The following is a 12,858-nucleotide window of genomic DNA, read 5'->3' as shown; positions in this document are numbered from 1 at the left end:
GAAACGCCTGCCTGTCGCCTCTCCGACACCGTTTGTCGGGCTGACCCGCAACCCACGGTGACGGTCCGCCGTCCTCCATGCAACGGGGCGTGGACGAGGGGGACAGTCGTGAGGGATGCGCAGAGCTTCGACGAGTTCTATCGCTGCACCGCCCGGCGGATGATGCGGTACGCCTACGCGGTGGCCGGTGACCACACCGAGGCACAGGACCTGGTGCAGGAAGCCTTCACCCGGGCCTGGCGGCAGTGGGGGCGGCTGTCGGAGCATCCGGCGCCGGAGGCGTGGCTGCGCCTCGTGGTGGCCCGGCTGGCGACCGACCGCTGGCGGCGACTGCACCGCTGGCGGTCGGCGCTCAGTCGTACCGGGCCGCCGCCGGACGCGCCGCCGCCCTGCGAGGACGGGGTGCTCCTGGTCCGCGCGCTGCGCCAGTTGCCGGCCACCCACCGGCAGGCGTTGGCCCTGCACTACCTCTTCGACATGTCGGTGGAGGAGATCGCCCGGGAGACCGACGTTCCGGTCGGCACCGTCAAGTCCTGGCTGTCCCGGGGTCGGTCCCGCCTGGCCGCGCTGCTACCCGACCTCGCCGTCGAGAAGTTGGAGGCGAACGATGTCAGCTGAAATCTCCAACCTGTACCGGTCGCTCACCGTCGTCGCCGACGGCATGGAGGTGACCCACCCTGAGCTGGTTCGGCGGCGTGCCGACCGGCTGGCCCGGATCCGGGTCGCCGGCACCGCGGTCGCGGTGGCGGTGCTGCTCGGCGGGGTGGCCGTCGGTGGACGGCTCGCGTTCTCGGCGGACGGTTCGGCGCCGTTGCCCCCGCCCGCGGACACCCCCGGGCCGCCGCCGACCTCCTCGACTCCCGGTCCGTCGCCGTCGGTCTCGCCGACACTGTCGACGTCACAGTCGCCGACACCGGCGAACAGCACGTCGGGTGGCAGGCCGCCGGCCTCGGCAACCGGCGCGGCGGCGCCCCGGCCGCCCACCTCGATCCCGGACCGGGCCTTCTTCAGGCTGGCGGCGGCCAACGAGAGAGGTCTGGAGTCGTGGGCGAAGTCGGCGATGCTGCCGGCGCTCTGCGGGGCCAGCTACCCCAGCGACTCGGCGGTGGTCCAGCGCCGCGGCCGGTTCCTGGCCTACAAGAAGCCGGAGCAGCCGGCGGAGAGCGTGCCGGACGGCAGCTACCGGCACACCATCACCATCTACCGCGCAGGCCGCGCCGACGACGCGCTGCGGGAGTTGCGGCAGGCCGTTCGCGACTGCCCCACCCAGAAACTGTCCGACGACACCAGGACGTGGCGGCAGCGGCTGTTGACCTCGGGGGAGTACGGCGACGAGTCGGTGCTGTTCGAGATGCGGTCTCCGTACCCGGACGGGATGGGCGAGCCGGGAGCGGATGAGGTGCGGCTGGTCCGGGCGGTCCGGATCGGTGACGTGGTGACGGTGCTCTGGGAGCAGGGTTGGGAATCCACCACGGCCGAGCGCGCGCAGGTCGACGCCGACAGCCGGCGGGCGGTGGCGGCGATCGAGAACTGGCTCGACTGACAGTGGAATCGGAGTCGCTTTGCGGTGTCCCGGGTCGGTGCGCTACGGTTAGCGAACCGACGCGGGGTGGAGCAGCTCGGTAGCTCGCTGGGCTCATAACCCAGAGGTCGCAGGTTCAAATCCTGTCCCCGCTACAAGAAGGAAAGCCCGTTTCCGGTTCGCCGGAGGCGGGCTTTCGACATTCCGGTGCTCTGGCGTCCGGCCGGGGCGACCCCCGGCGATCATCGTCGAAAGGGATGGGTTAGGGTTAACCAGTCGACGCGGGGTGGAGCAGCTCGGTAGCTCGCTGGGCTCATAACCCAGAGGTCGCAGGTTCAAATCCTGTCCCCGCTACAAGAAGGAAAGCCCGTTTCCGGTTCGCCGGAGGCGGGCTTTCCGCTTTCCCGCCCGTTCCCGCCGGCATCCCGCCGAGGACCTGGTGCGCGGCGATCATCTTTGCCGGGAGGTTTTGAGATCGTTGCGCCCCGCCGGCCCGGTCCCGTGAATTCGGCATGGACCGACGTGCCGGGGTTGCGCCGTTCGGCGAGGATGGGCACATGTCTTCATTCGGTAGGTGGTGGGGCCGGCTCGGCGCGGTCCTCGGTACGGTCGTGCTGGCGGTCTTCGTGCCCGTGGCGGCCTGGGCGTCAACGGGCACCGGCGAGCTGGTGGTGGAGGCCGCGCGGCGGCGGTCCCGCGGTGGCGGCTTCGGCTTCCTCGGACTGCTCTGCTGCCTGGTGGTGGTGGGGGTGATCGTGTTCCTGGTGCTGCGCCTGACCCGTAACCGTCGGGGCGGCCCGCCGCGCTGACCGGCCGCCGGTGCTCAGCCCGCGAGCGCCGCGATGGCCTGGGACAGGAAGCGCGCGGTGGCCTCACGGGTGCCGTCCCGCTTGACGCGGATGCGCTCGGCGGCGGTGACCAGCAGGGTCCGTACCCTGGCGTGCCCCTTGGGTGGTGGCGCGGGCGCCGGCCCGAGCTGGTCGGCGATGCTGGCGCCGAACGCGGCGGCCCGTCGCTGGACGGGGTCGGTGATGCTGCCCTCGGCGTAGCGGCGGACGGCGAGGCTGGGGTTCAGGCCACGCTCGTGGCCGAGGAGGGTGCCGGCCTCGCCGTTCGTGGTCAGGAAGTTGATGACGTCGGCGACGGTGTCCGGGTGGCGGGTGCCCCGGAACGCCGCCCAGTACATCGACGCCCGCGCCCACTGCGCCCCCGACGGGCCGGGGAAGCCGACCACGCCCAACTCGGACCCGGTGAGTCGTTGCATCTCCGGTAGCTGGTGCGACCAGGCGAAGGACGCGGCGGTCAGTCCGGTCACGACCAGTTGCCGGGCCGGCTCGCCACCGTCGGCCTGCTCGATCAGCGCCGCGCCGGGCGTCGCCCGGTCGGCGCGGGCCCGCTGCCAGAGCTCGAACCAGCTGATCAGCTCGTCCGCGCCGAAGCCCAACTGCCGCCCCCGGTAGAACTCGCCGCCCTGCGAACGCAGCCACAGCCAGAGCGCGCGGTAGTCGCCGGACCCGTCCATGGTGCCGGCCACCCGGCCGTCGCCGGCCTCGGTGACCTGCGTCGCCCAGGAGATGTACTCGGTCCAGCTCATCGCCGCGCGCGGCTCCGGCATCCGCAGCTCCCGCAGCAGGTCCCGGTTGAAGACCACCCCGGCGAGGGTCTGCCCAGCGGCGACGGCCATCGTCCGACCGTCCACCGTGCCGTAGCGGATGAGGCCCTCCGGCAGGCCGCGCAGGTCCACCCGGTGATCGGCGACGCGGTCGGTGAGGTCGAGGATGATCTGGCGTTGGGTGTACTCGGTCAGCACGGAGTCGTCGATCTGGATCAGATCCGGCACGTTGCCGCCGGCCGCCTGGGTGGCCAGCCGCTCGTAGTAGCCGTCGACGCCCTGCCAGGTGACCCGGAAGGTGACCTGGGGGTTGCGCGCCGAGTAGAGCCGCAGCGCCTTCTCGGTGAGTTCCGCCCGCCTCGGGCCACCCCACCAGAAGACCGACAGCTCGACCGGCCCGTCCTGGCTGGACGTGGTGGCGCCGTCGCTGCACCCGGCCAGCCCGCCGGCCGCCAGCAGGGGAGCGCCGGCCAGCGCGGTGAGCAGGCGGCGTCGGCCCGGGTCGGCGCCGATCGGGGGTCGAACAACGGGCACGGGGGTCTCCTGGCACCTGCGTGGGCGGCGGTCGGACCATTCACGCAGGCGGCGCAGGAGGGTGTCAACGTCCGTCCGGTCACCCCGGCGTCCACCCCCGGCGCGGTGGGCGAATCAGGCCCCCCGATGCCGCGTGGTGTACTAGGGCGCGTGGAACTTCTGCACTCGGGCAAGGTTCGGGACGTCTACGCCGACGGCGACGACCTGATCCTGGTCGCCTCGGACCGGATCTCGATCTACGACGTGGCGCTGCCGACGCCGATCCCGGACAAGGGTCGCCTGCTCAGCGCGCTCTCGCTCTGGTGGTTCGAGCAGCTCGCCGACCTGGTACCGAACCACGTCATCTCCGCCACCCACGTGCCCGCCGAGTTCGCCGGGCGGGCCATCCGCTGCCAGCGGCTCGACATGGTCCCGGTCGAGTGCGTCGCCCGGGGCTACCTCACCGGCGGCGGCCTGCGGGAGTACGAGCGCACCGGCGCGGTCTCCGGCGTACCGCTGCCCCGAGGGCTCGGCGAGGCGTCGATCCTGCCCGAGCCGATCTTCACGCCGTCGAGCAAGGCGCCGATGGGCGAGCACGACGAGCCGATCACGTTCGACGACGTGGTGGCGAAGGTGGGTCAGGACACCGCCGAGCGGTTGCGGCAGATCACCATCGACATCTACCGGCGCGGCGCCGAGCTGGCCGCCGACCGGGGCATCCTGATCGCCGACACCAAGATCGAGCTGGGCTGGGCGCCGGACGGCACGCTGGTCCTCGCCGACGAACTGCTCACCTCCGACTCGTCGCGGTTCTGGCCTGCCGAGTCGTACCAGCCGGGCCGGGTGCAGTTCTCCTACGACAAGCAGTACGTGCGGGACTGGGCCACCGGCAGCGGCTGGAACAAGCAGGCCCCCGCCCCGGACGTGCCGGCCGAGGTGGTCGAGGCGACCCGCGCCCGCTACGTCGAGGTCTACGAGAAGCTCACCGGCAACCGCTGGGAGTGACCGCCCGCCCTCACTCCACCCAGTCGAGGGTGCGCTGCACGGCCCTTGTCCCAGATCTCCTCGGCGTCGTGCTCCACCGGGAGCGGCGGCGAGGTGTGACCGGCGTCACGTCGATCAGGCCGTGGCCTACCATGTGCGAACGTGCGCGACATCGCCGTTTTCAGTGGAACCGCCCATCCCGACCTCGCCGCCGAGATCTGCGCTCACCTGGGGGTGCCGCTGCATCCGGTGCGGGTCTCCCGGTTCGCCAACGACTGTCTGGAAGTGCAGTTGCAGGCCAACTGCCGCGAGCGGGACGTGTTCCTGATCCAGCCGCTGGTGCCACCGGTACAGGAGAACCTGGTCGAACTGCTGCTGATGATCGACGCGGCCCGGGGGGCGTCCGCCGGGCGGATCACCGTGGTGCTGCCGCACTACGCGTACGCCCGCTCGGACAAGAAGGACGCCCCACGGATCTCGATCGGCGCCCGGCTCGTCGCCGACCTGCTCACCTCGGCCGGCGCTGACCGGGTTCTCGCGATGACCCTGCACTCGCCGCAGGTGCACGGCTTCTTCAGCGTCCCGGTGGACCACCTGCACGCGCTGCGGGAGCTGGCCACCCACTTCCGGCGCTACGACCTGAGCGACACCGTGGTGGTCTCGCCCGACCTGGGCAACGCCAAGGAGGCCGCCGCCTTCGCCCGGTTGCTCGGCACGCCCGTGGCGGCCGGCGCGAAGCAGCGGTTCAGCGACGACCTCGTCAAGATCAGCGCGGTGATCGGCGAGGTGGCCGACCGGGACGTCATCGTGCTGGACGACGAGATCGCCAAGGGCAGCACGGTGGTCGAGCTGATGGAGCACCTGCGCGGCCTGAAGGTCCGCTCGATCCGGTTGGCCTGTACGCACGGCCTCTTCTCCGGCGACGCCCTGCGCCGGCTCAGCGACCAGGACGGCGTACTGGAGATCGTCTGCACCAACACGGTCCCCATCGCCGCCGAGAAGCGGGTGCCGAAACTCCAGGTGCTCTCGGTGGCGCCCGCCCTGGCCGAGGCCATGCGGCGGATACACAACGGGGAGTCCGTCTCCGCGCTCTTCGCCTGACCGCGCGGGCGGTCAGCGCGCGGTGTGGTCGTGGTTGGTGAGGCCGGCCATGACGCGGACGGTTGTGCCAGTGGTGCCGGTGGCGACCTCCATGGCGTCGGTCAGCTCACGGGCCAGCCAGAGACCCCAGCCGCCGGCGGTGTCCGGCGCCGGTCGACTGCGGTCACCCAACCGTCGCGGGCTGATCCCGTGCCCGTGGTCGGCGACCTCGCAGACCAGTGCCCCCGGCTCCTGCCAGAGCCGCAGCCAACCCCGCCCACCGCCGTGCCGCACCGCGTTCGTGATCAGTTCGTTGATCGCCAGCACGAAGTCGTCCAGCCGTTGGCCGGTCAACCCGCAGGCATGCGCGCAGGAGGTGACCGAGTGTCGAATCTCGGTCACCTGGGCCTGGTCGAAGGCCTCGGCGACAAGGAGGGCTGGTTCGATGGGCACAACCGTACGCGCTGCGTGCGGATCTGCGTTCGTCATGGGCCCGTCCCGACGGCGAAGCTCGAAGTATTTCGCGGCATTTCCACCGTACGTCAGGGTTTCCCGAACCGCACTCGCCGCCTACCGCGCGCCCGGTCCCGCTATGGCATCCTGACCGCCATGTCGTCACCGCCCGGTGGTTTCGAGGTGCCACTCTGGCGCGCCCTCGCGGTGTTCCGGGTGGCGTCCCTGGGGTACGTCTGCGTGCTCTCGGTGCGCGACGCCGACCGGTACGCCCACCCGTACGCCGCCGGCGTCCTGGTCCTGGTCATGATCGCCTGGACCACGGCGACGGCCGTCGGCTACGCCCGCCCGGCCTGGCGGCGCTGGCCGCTGCTGCTGGCCGACCTCGGGGTGGTGGTGGCCATCGTGCTCTCCACCCCCTGGGTGGTCGGCCGGACGGCGCTCGCCCACGGCGTACCCACCCTGGGGGTGGCCTGGATGGCCGGCCCGGTGCTGGCCTGGGCCGTCTCCGGCGGCCGCCGGCGCGGCACGGTGGCGGCGCTGGTGGTCGCCGGCGCGGACCTGGCCACCCGGGAACGGATCGGCCAGTCCTCGTTCACCGGCGTGATCCTGATGCTGCTCGCCGGCGTGGTGGTCGGGCACGTGGCCCGACTCGCGGTGGCCGCCGAGGAGCGGCTGCAACGCGCGGTCGAGCTGGAGGCGGCCACCCGGGAGCGGGAGCGGCTGGCCCGGGACATCCACGACTCGGTGCTCCAGGTGCTGGCGCTTGTGCAGCGGCGCGGCGCGGACCTGCCCGGCGAGGCCGGCGACCTGGCCCGGCTCGCCGGTGAGCAGGAAGCCGCGCTGCGGGCACTGATCGCGGGCACCACCACCCCCGGCGGATCGGACGCCGACGCGGTGGACCTGCGGAGCCTGCTCGGGCGGTACGCCTCGTCGGTGGTGTCGCTCTCGGCCCCCGCCACCCCGGTGTCGCTGCCCCGGCAGGTGGCCGGAGAGCTGGCGGCCGCGACCGGCGCGGCCCTGGACAACGTGGGACGGCATGCCGGTGGACGGGCCTGGGTGCTGATCGAGGACGAGGGGACGACTGTGACCGTGTCGATCCGGGACGAAGGGCCGGGCATTCCGGACGGCCGGCTGACCGAGGCCGCCGAGCAGGGCCGGCTCGGTGTGAGCCAGTCGATCCGGGGACGGGTCACCGACCTGGGCGGGACGGTCCGGATCATCTCGGCGCCGGAGGCCGGCACCGAGATCGAGCTGACCGTGCCGAGGTCGCGGCGATGACGCAGGTGCGGGTGATGGTCGTCGACGACCACCCGATGTGGCGCGAAGGCGTGGCCCGCGACCTCACCGAGGCCGGCTTCCTGGTGGTGGCGACCAGCGGCGAGGGGCGGCAGGCGGTCCGGGTGGCCGCCGCCGCCCGCCCCGACGTGGTCGTCCTCGACCTGCAACTACCGGACATCTCCGGAGTCGAGGTGATCCTCGGGCTGCGCGCGGCGCTGCCCGACGTACGGGTGCTCATGCTCAGCGCCAGCGGCGAACAGCAGAGCGTGCTGGACGCGGTCAAGGCGGGGGCCACCGGCTACCTGGTGAAGTCGACAGCGCCTGCCGAGTTCCTCGACGCCGTGCGCCGCACCGCGGCCAACGATCCGGTCTTCACCCCCGGCCTGGCGGGGCTGGTCCTCGGCGAGTACCGCCGGCTGGCCGCCGGGCCGGTGGCCGAGCCGGGCGACGGTACGGAACCGGGCGCGCCCCGGCTCACCGACCGGGAGACCGAGGTGCTGCGACTGGTGGCGAAGGGGATGTCGTACAAGCAGATCGCCCAGCGGCTCGGGCTGTCGCACCGCACCGTGCAGAACCACGTGCAGAACACGCTGGGCAAGCTGCATCTGCACAACCGGGTAGAGCTGACCCGGTACGCCATCGAACGCGGCCTGGACGACTGACCGGGCTCAGACCGAGCGCGGCGGCTCCGTCTCGTGGATGGCCAGTTCCTCGGCGCTCGCCCCGCCACCGGCCGAGCCGGCGTCGTACGCCACCGAGTCGGTCTCCTGGTCGGTGTGCGCCCCCTCGTCCGGTTCGACCAGCCGGCCCACCGTCGCGTCGGCCACCGTGCCGAGCTGGCCGTGGTCGTAGAGGGAGACCGGCGAGTTCGGGTCGGAGGTGGGCCCCGGGTTCATCACGTCGGCGTCCAGCTGGGCCTCCGCCGCGGCTTCCAGGTTGTCCGCCTCGAAGGCGATCTTCGGGTCGATCGTGCCGGCCAGCGGGTCGTCCGCCGGGCGCTCGTACACCTCCCGGTCGAGCTTGTAGTCCAACGACTCGCCGTCGAGCTGCTCCTCGGCGGTGGTCCCGAACCGGTCCACCGCGACCGGCGTGCGGTCTCCGGGCAGCTGGGCCGGGTCCGGGCCGTCCGCCTCGCGCCCGGTGAGGACGTCGTCGTTGGCGGTCGAGTCGTCATCGGCGGTGTCCGGCAGCCCCTGGGACTCGGTGTCGGACACGGGGGTCGGGTACTCGTTGTCGCGCATGTCTGACCACTACCCGCTGCCCTCCCGCCGTAACCGGGTCCCCGGAGGTACGACGCGGAACCGGGCAGCGGAGGTGAAAGCCCGGTCAGTTGGCCTCGTCGTCGAGGTACAGCACGCACCAGACGACCTTCCCGTCCGGTACGGGGCTGCTGCCCCACCGGCGGGCCACCGTGTCGATCAGCAGCAGCCCTCGGCCGCCCACCCGGTCCGGCGGGGACAGTCCCGCGAACGTCGGCTGTCGCGGGGAGTGGTCCCGGACCGCCAGGTGCAGGGTGCTGTCGTGCGGCGCCAGCCGCACCGTCATCGCCGTCCGGGCGTGCGCCACCACGTTGTTGACCATCTCGGTGACCGCGATGCACGCCGGGTCGACGAGGGTCGGCATGCCCCAGCGCTCGCACCCGGTGGTGACCATCTCGCGGGCCTCCCGGGCGGCTCCCACCGCCGGGGCCAGGTCGGCGGTGAGCACCGCCGCCATCGGTGTCGCCGCGAGCGCCGCCAGCGCGCCGTCCAGGGTGGGCCAGGCCGGGACGCCCAGCGCGGCGTCCGGCTGGTCGGGCCCGGCGACCGTCGGGTCGCAGAGCAGCAGGTCCGCGGCCGGCCAGTCAGCGACCTCCCGGCGCACCTCGGCGAAAACCCCCCGCACGGCCGGGTCGGCGACCCGCAGTCCGGTCAGATCGACCACCACCGGGCCGGGGCGGTCACTGAGCCGGGCGAGCAGCGCGGCGCGGACCGCGTCCGCCGCGCCGGCGTCGAGCACACCAGTCAACCGGACCACAGCCGACGAGTCGTCGATCTCCACGAGGCAACGCGAAGCGGTCGGCATGATCGCCCCATTGTGCGCGCCGGTGACGGATGCCGCATCCGGTCGGTCGACGCCAGACATCAGCGGACCGGCCGGGACCGGCGGTTCATCGCCGCCATCGTGCCGACCGCGGTGCCCGCGGCGGCGAGGCCGAACGCGGCGGTGATCCGTACCAACTGGTGACGTCGGCCGTGCCAGCCGCCGTCCCGGCGCGCCTCGGCCTCGGCGTCGAACACGTTGCCGCTGCTGTCCATCCGCGCGCCCGGGCCGAACTGGGTGCGGTGGGCGTACCAGGCGAGGGTGCGCTCGACGAGGGCGGGCGCGAGCCGCCACTGAAGGCCGATGAGCCGGGCGGCGCCACCCGCGTACGCCTCGCGGCGTGGCCGGCGCAGCAGCCGGACGATCGTCTCGGCGACGACCTCCGGCGGGTAGACCGGCGGGGGTGGCGCGAGTTCGCGGCCGGTGTGGTTGGCCGCGTGCCGGAAGAACGGGGTGTCGATGGTGGCCGGCAGGACCGTGCAGACGGAGATCTGCCCCCGCCCGGTGACCCGTAGCTCCTGCCGGACAGTGTCGGCGAGCCCGCGGATGCCGTGCTTGGTGGCGTTGTACGCCGACTGGTAGGGCATCGCCACCTCGGCCAGCACCGAGGCGTTGTTGACCAGGACACCGCCGCCGGCCGCCTCCAGGTACGGCAGCGCGGCCTTGATGCCGTGCACGGCGCCGAGCAGGTTGACCTCCAGCACCCGGCGGAACTCGGCGACCGGGATCTCGTCGAACAGGCCCACCGCGCTCACCGCGGCGTTGTTCACCCAGGCGTCGATCCGCCCGAACTCGGCCGCCGCCCGGTCCGCCAACTGCCGCACCGACTCCAGGTCGGTCACGTCGGTCGACACGACCAGCGCCTGGCCGCCAAGCTCCCGGCAGCGGTGCGCCACCTCGCGCAGGGCCGTCTCGCTGCGGGCGGCCAGTACGACGGCGACGCCACGGCGGGCCAGCGCGTACGCGGTGGCCGTGCCGATGCCGCTGGACGCACCGGTGACCACCACTGTCGAATCGTCGAGACTGCGGGTGAGCGGCATTCCTCAGCGGTACCCCCGCTCGGGGCTGCTCATACCACCGGCCGGCACCTGATCAGCGGCGCCGGCCGCCATGATTGTCGTGGCGCAAGCGTCGGCGGCACCTGCGGGGACTGTTCCCGATCTGCCAGGTTTCGACTCGGGGTCCCCGGGTTAATGGGACGCTCTGACCGGGAGGACCACCGCCGAGGAATGAACGCAGGGAGGTGACCCATGCGCGTCGGCCTCGTCTGCGCGCACACCAGCTCGTACCGGCACGCCGACGGCCCGCCGGTCGGCACCCAACAGCACATCGCGCGGGTCGCCGCCGAGCTGGCCGGCCGAGGCCACGATGTCCGGATCTACGAGCGTCGGGACGACCCGGGGCTGCCGGTGACCACGGACGTCAACGGCTACCAGGTGCACCGGGTGACCGCGGGCCCACCCATCTCGTTGCCCACCGCCGAGCTGATCCCGCACGTCACGGCGTTCGGCCGCTGGCTGGCCGACGAGTGGGCCGGCGCCTGGCGACCCGAGGTGGTGCACGGGCACTACTGGGTCGGGGGCCTCGCTGCCGCGCACGCCGTGCGGGAGACCGACATCCCGGTGGTACAGACGTTCCACTCACTCGGCGTCGAGCAGCTGCGACACCTGGGCGGCCGGTACGACGGGCCGGGGGAGCGGATCCCGCTGGAGCGCGCGCTGACCCGGGCGGTGGACATCGCGGTCGCCCAGTGCAACGACGAGGTGGACGAGCTGACCCGGATGGGTCTGCAACGCAGCCTGGTGGCGATGGTGCCGGCCGGGGTGGACACCGAACAGTTCCACCCCGACGGTGAGGCCGCGCCGCGCGAGCAGCGCTCGCGGATCCTCTCCGTCGGCGGGCTCTCCCCGGGCCACGGGCAGGAGGACCTGATCCGGGCCATGCGGCTGGTCGGCGACGCGGAACTGGTGATCGCCGGCGGGCCGCCCGCCGAGGCGTTGGTCAACCACGCGGAGGCACGCCGGCTGCGGGAGCTGGCCGAGCAGGTCGGGGTGGCCGACCAGGTACGCCTGGTGGGTGCGGTGCCGCACGACCAGATGGCCACCTGGTACCGGTCAGCGGACGTGGTGGCCTGCACGCCGCACTACTCCTCGGCGGGCCGGGTGTCGCTGGAGGCGATGGCCTGCGGGGTGCCGGTGGTCGGCTACGCGATGGGCGGCCTGGCGGACGCCGTCGTCGACGAGGTCACCGGTCGACTGGTGCCCCCCGGCGACGTGCGGACGCTCGGGGTCTCGCTGCGCCGGCTGCTGTCCGACAACGCCGGTCGTTTCGCGTACGGCCACGCGGCGGTGGACCGGGTCCGCAGCAGCTACACCTGGGACCGGACGGCGGGCGCGCTGGAGCGCCTCTACGAGCGGGTGGTGAGCCGGCGCAAGCCGGTCGAGGCGTGACGCGGGAAGGCGCCGCTCAGACGGGCCGGCCGGCGCCGACCATGGCCGGATTCCGGCGGCGCGGCACCGCGCGGTGCTGCTGGGGTTGCGCGTAGCGGGTCAGCCCGATCACCGCGGTCAGGGTGACCAGGAAGCCCACTGCAGCCAGCCACTCCCGCCCGGGCCAGATCTTGTCGTTGAGCAGCAGCAGGCCGACGATCGCCGCCGGCACCGCCCCGGCCGCGTCCATCGCGGCGACCGCCGCGGTCGTCGAGCCCCGCTGCATGGCCAGGCCCAGCAGCAGCTGCCCGACGATCGAGTGGGCGATCAGCAGGTAGAACAGCGGGTCGGCGAGGAACGCCTCGGCGGACGGCGCGGAGGCCAGCGGGCGGGCCGCCACCGCCGCCGAGGAGAAGGCCAGACCGGCCAGCGAACCGAGCGCCACCGACCCGGGTGCCCCGTGCAGCCGGACGGCGAAGACGCCGAGCACCGCGATGATGCCCAGCGCCACCAGCAGCGCCACCGAACCGGCCGTGCCGAGCTGCTTCGACGGCGCCGGCCGGGCGGACAGCACCAGCGCGGTGATCCCGGCGAACAGCAGCGCCAGCAGCGCCACCTCGGCCACCGGCAACCGCCACTTCAGCACCACCACGCCGAGGATGGCGGTCACCCCGAGCCCGGCGGCCACGCTGGCCTGCACCAGGAACAGGGGCAGGTCCCGCCGGGCCAGGAACGCGAGCACGAAACCGCCGATCTGGCAGCCCAACCCGACCAGGTACGTCCGGTGCCCGGCCAACCGCAGCAGCAGGCCCGGATCGAAGGTGTGGTGCACTGTCGTACGCGCCGCGGCCACCGACTGGAGCAGGTTGGCGAAGCCGTACGCGACAATCATCGCCGCGAGA

General features: G+C 73.0%; 14 protein-coding genes and 2 tRNA genes. 10 read left to right on the top strand and 6 right to left on the bottom strand.

Annotated features, from left to right (window positions below):
• Positions 1–108 precede the first annotated feature (108 nt).
• From FHG89_RS01905 to FHG89_RS01885, 5 genes are all read left to right on the top strand, one after another.
• Positions 109–618, top strand: coding sequence for an RNA polymerase sigma factor (locus FHG89_RS01905; RefSeq protein WP_139582261.1), 510 nt, complete (start codon positions 109–111; stop codon positions 616–618).
• The gene (locus FHG89_RS01900; protein ID WP_139582260.1) at positions 608–1,543 is read left to right on the top strand and encodes a hypothetical protein; all 936 of its coding nucleotides are present in this window, start codon (positions 608–610) and stop codon (positions 1,541–1,543) included. The genes FHG89_RS01905 and FHG89_RS01900 overlap by 11 nt, the downstream gene beginning before the upstream one ends.
• A gap of 60 nt (positions 1,544–1,603) precedes the next feature.
• Positions 1,604–1,677: transfer RNA gene (locus tag FHG89_RS01895), tRNA-Met, on the top strand.
• Positions 1,678–1,802: 125 nt separating this feature from the next.
• A tRNA-Met gene (locus FHG89_RS01890) sits at positions 1,803–1,876 on the top strand.
• A gap of 203 nt (positions 1,877–2,079) precedes the next feature.
• Positions 2,080–2,331 (top strand): hypothetical protein, encoded by a 252-nt coding sequence (locus FHG89_RS01885; protein WP_139582258.1) that lies wholly within the window; start codon positions 2,080–2,082, stop codon positions 2,329–2,331.
• 14 nt (positions 2,332–2,345) lie between these two features.
• Here the strand turns inward: FHG89_RS01885 and FHG89_RS01880 are convergent, their stop codons facing one another.
• Positions 2,346–3,668, bottom strand: a complete 1,323-nt coding sequence (locus FHG89_RS01880; RefSeq protein WP_139582256.1) for an ABC transporter substrate-binding protein — start codon at positions 3,666–3,668, stop codon at positions 2,346–2,348.
• Between the two features lie 150 nt (positions 3,669–3,818).
• On the opposite strand from FHG89_RS01880, the gene FHG89_RS01875 reads away from it, so the two are divergent.
• Positions 3,819–4,652, top strand: a complete 834-nt coding sequence (locus tag FHG89_RS01875; RefSeq protein ID WP_139582254.1) for a phosphoribosylaminoimidazolesuccinocarboxamide synthase — start codon at positions 3,819–3,821, stop codon at positions 4,650–4,652.
• 141 nt (positions 4,653–4,793) lie between these two features.
• Positions 4,794–5,732, top strand: a complete 939-nt coding sequence (locus FHG89_RS01870; RefSeq protein ID WP_139582252.1) for a ribose-phosphate diphosphokinase — start codon at positions 4,794–4,796, stop codon at positions 5,730–5,732.
• Positions 5,733–5,744: 12 nt separating this feature from the next.
• Here FHG89_RS01870 and FHG89_RS01865 read toward each other — a convergent pair whose 3' ends face one another.
• The gene (locus FHG89_RS01865; protein ID WP_139582251.1) at positions 5,745–6,200 is read right to left on the bottom strand and encodes an ATP-binding protein; all 456 of its coding nucleotides are present in this window, start codon (positions 6,198–6,200) and stop codon (positions 5,745–5,747) included.
• 120 nt (positions 6,201–6,320) lie between these two features.
• On the opposite strand from FHG89_RS01865, the gene macS reads away from it, so the two are divergent.
• Together macS and FHG89_RS01855 are read left to right on the top strand one after the other, a co-directional pair.
• Positions 6,321–7,445: a MacS family sensor histidine kinase gene (gene macS, locus FHG89_RS01860; RefSeq protein WP_139582249.1), complete on the top strand. Its 1,125-nt coding sequence runs from the start codon at positions 6,321–6,323 to the stop codon at positions 7,443–7,445.
• A complete protein-coding gene (locus FHG89_RS01855) occupies positions 7,442–8,107 on the top strand; it encodes a response regulator (RefSeq protein WP_139582247.1) in 666 nt (221 codons plus the stop codon). The genes macS and FHG89_RS01855 overlap by 4 nt, the downstream gene beginning before the upstream one ends.
• A 6-nt stretch (positions 8,108–8,113) precedes the next feature.
• On the opposite strand, the gene FHG89_RS01850 is transcribed toward FHG89_RS01855, so the two are convergent.
• The 3 genes from FHG89_RS01850 to FHG89_RS01840 form a co-directional block, all read right to left on the bottom strand.
• Positions 8,114–8,686 carry a DUF5709 domain-containing protein gene (locus FHG89_RS01850; RefSeq protein ID WP_139582246.1) on the bottom strand — a complete coding sequence of 191 codons (573 nt, stop codon included), beginning with the start codon at positions 8,684–8,686 and terminating at the stop codon, positions 8,114–8,116.
• 85 nt (positions 8,687–8,771) lie between these two features.
• Positions 8,772–9,509, bottom strand: a complete 738-nt coding sequence (locus FHG89_RS01845; RefSeq protein WP_244295096.1) for an ATP-binding protein — start codon at positions 9,507–9,509, stop codon at positions 8,772–8,774.
• 59 nt (positions 9,510–9,568) lie between these two features.
• Positions 9,569–10,567, bottom strand: coding sequence for an SDR family oxidoreductase (locus FHG89_RS01840; RefSeq protein ID WP_139582244.1), 999 nt, complete (start codon positions 10,565–10,567; stop codon positions 9,569–9,571).
• 210 nt (positions 10,568–10,777) lie between these two features.
• Here FHG89_RS01840 and FHG89_RS01835 point away from each other — a divergent pair, with 210 nt between their 5' ends.
• Positions 10,778–11,977 carry a glycosyltransferase gene (locus FHG89_RS01835; RefSeq protein ID WP_139582242.1) on the top strand — a complete coding sequence of 400 codons (1,200 nt, stop codon included), beginning with the start codon at positions 10,778–10,780 and terminating at the stop codon, positions 11,975–11,977.
• 16 nt (positions 11,978–11,993) lie between these two features.
• Here FHG89_RS01835 and FHG89_RS01830 read toward each other — a convergent pair whose 3' ends face one another.
• Positions 11,994–12,848 (bottom strand): hypothetical protein, encoded by an 855-nt coding sequence (locus FHG89_RS01830; RefSeq protein ID WP_244295098.1) that lies wholly within the window; start codon positions 12,846–12,848, stop codon positions 11,994–11,996.
• Positions 12,849–12,858: the final 10 nt, after the last annotated feature.

It is taken from the genome of Micromonospora orduensis, from assembly GCF_006228125.1.
In the GTDB taxonomy this organism is placed as follows: domain Bacteria; phylum Actinomycetota; class Actinomycetes; order Mycobacteriales; family Micromonosporaceae; genus Micromonospora; species Micromonospora orduensis.
Note: the sequence above shows the minus strand (reverse complement) of the source record. Positions and strands in the feature narration are given on the sequence as shown.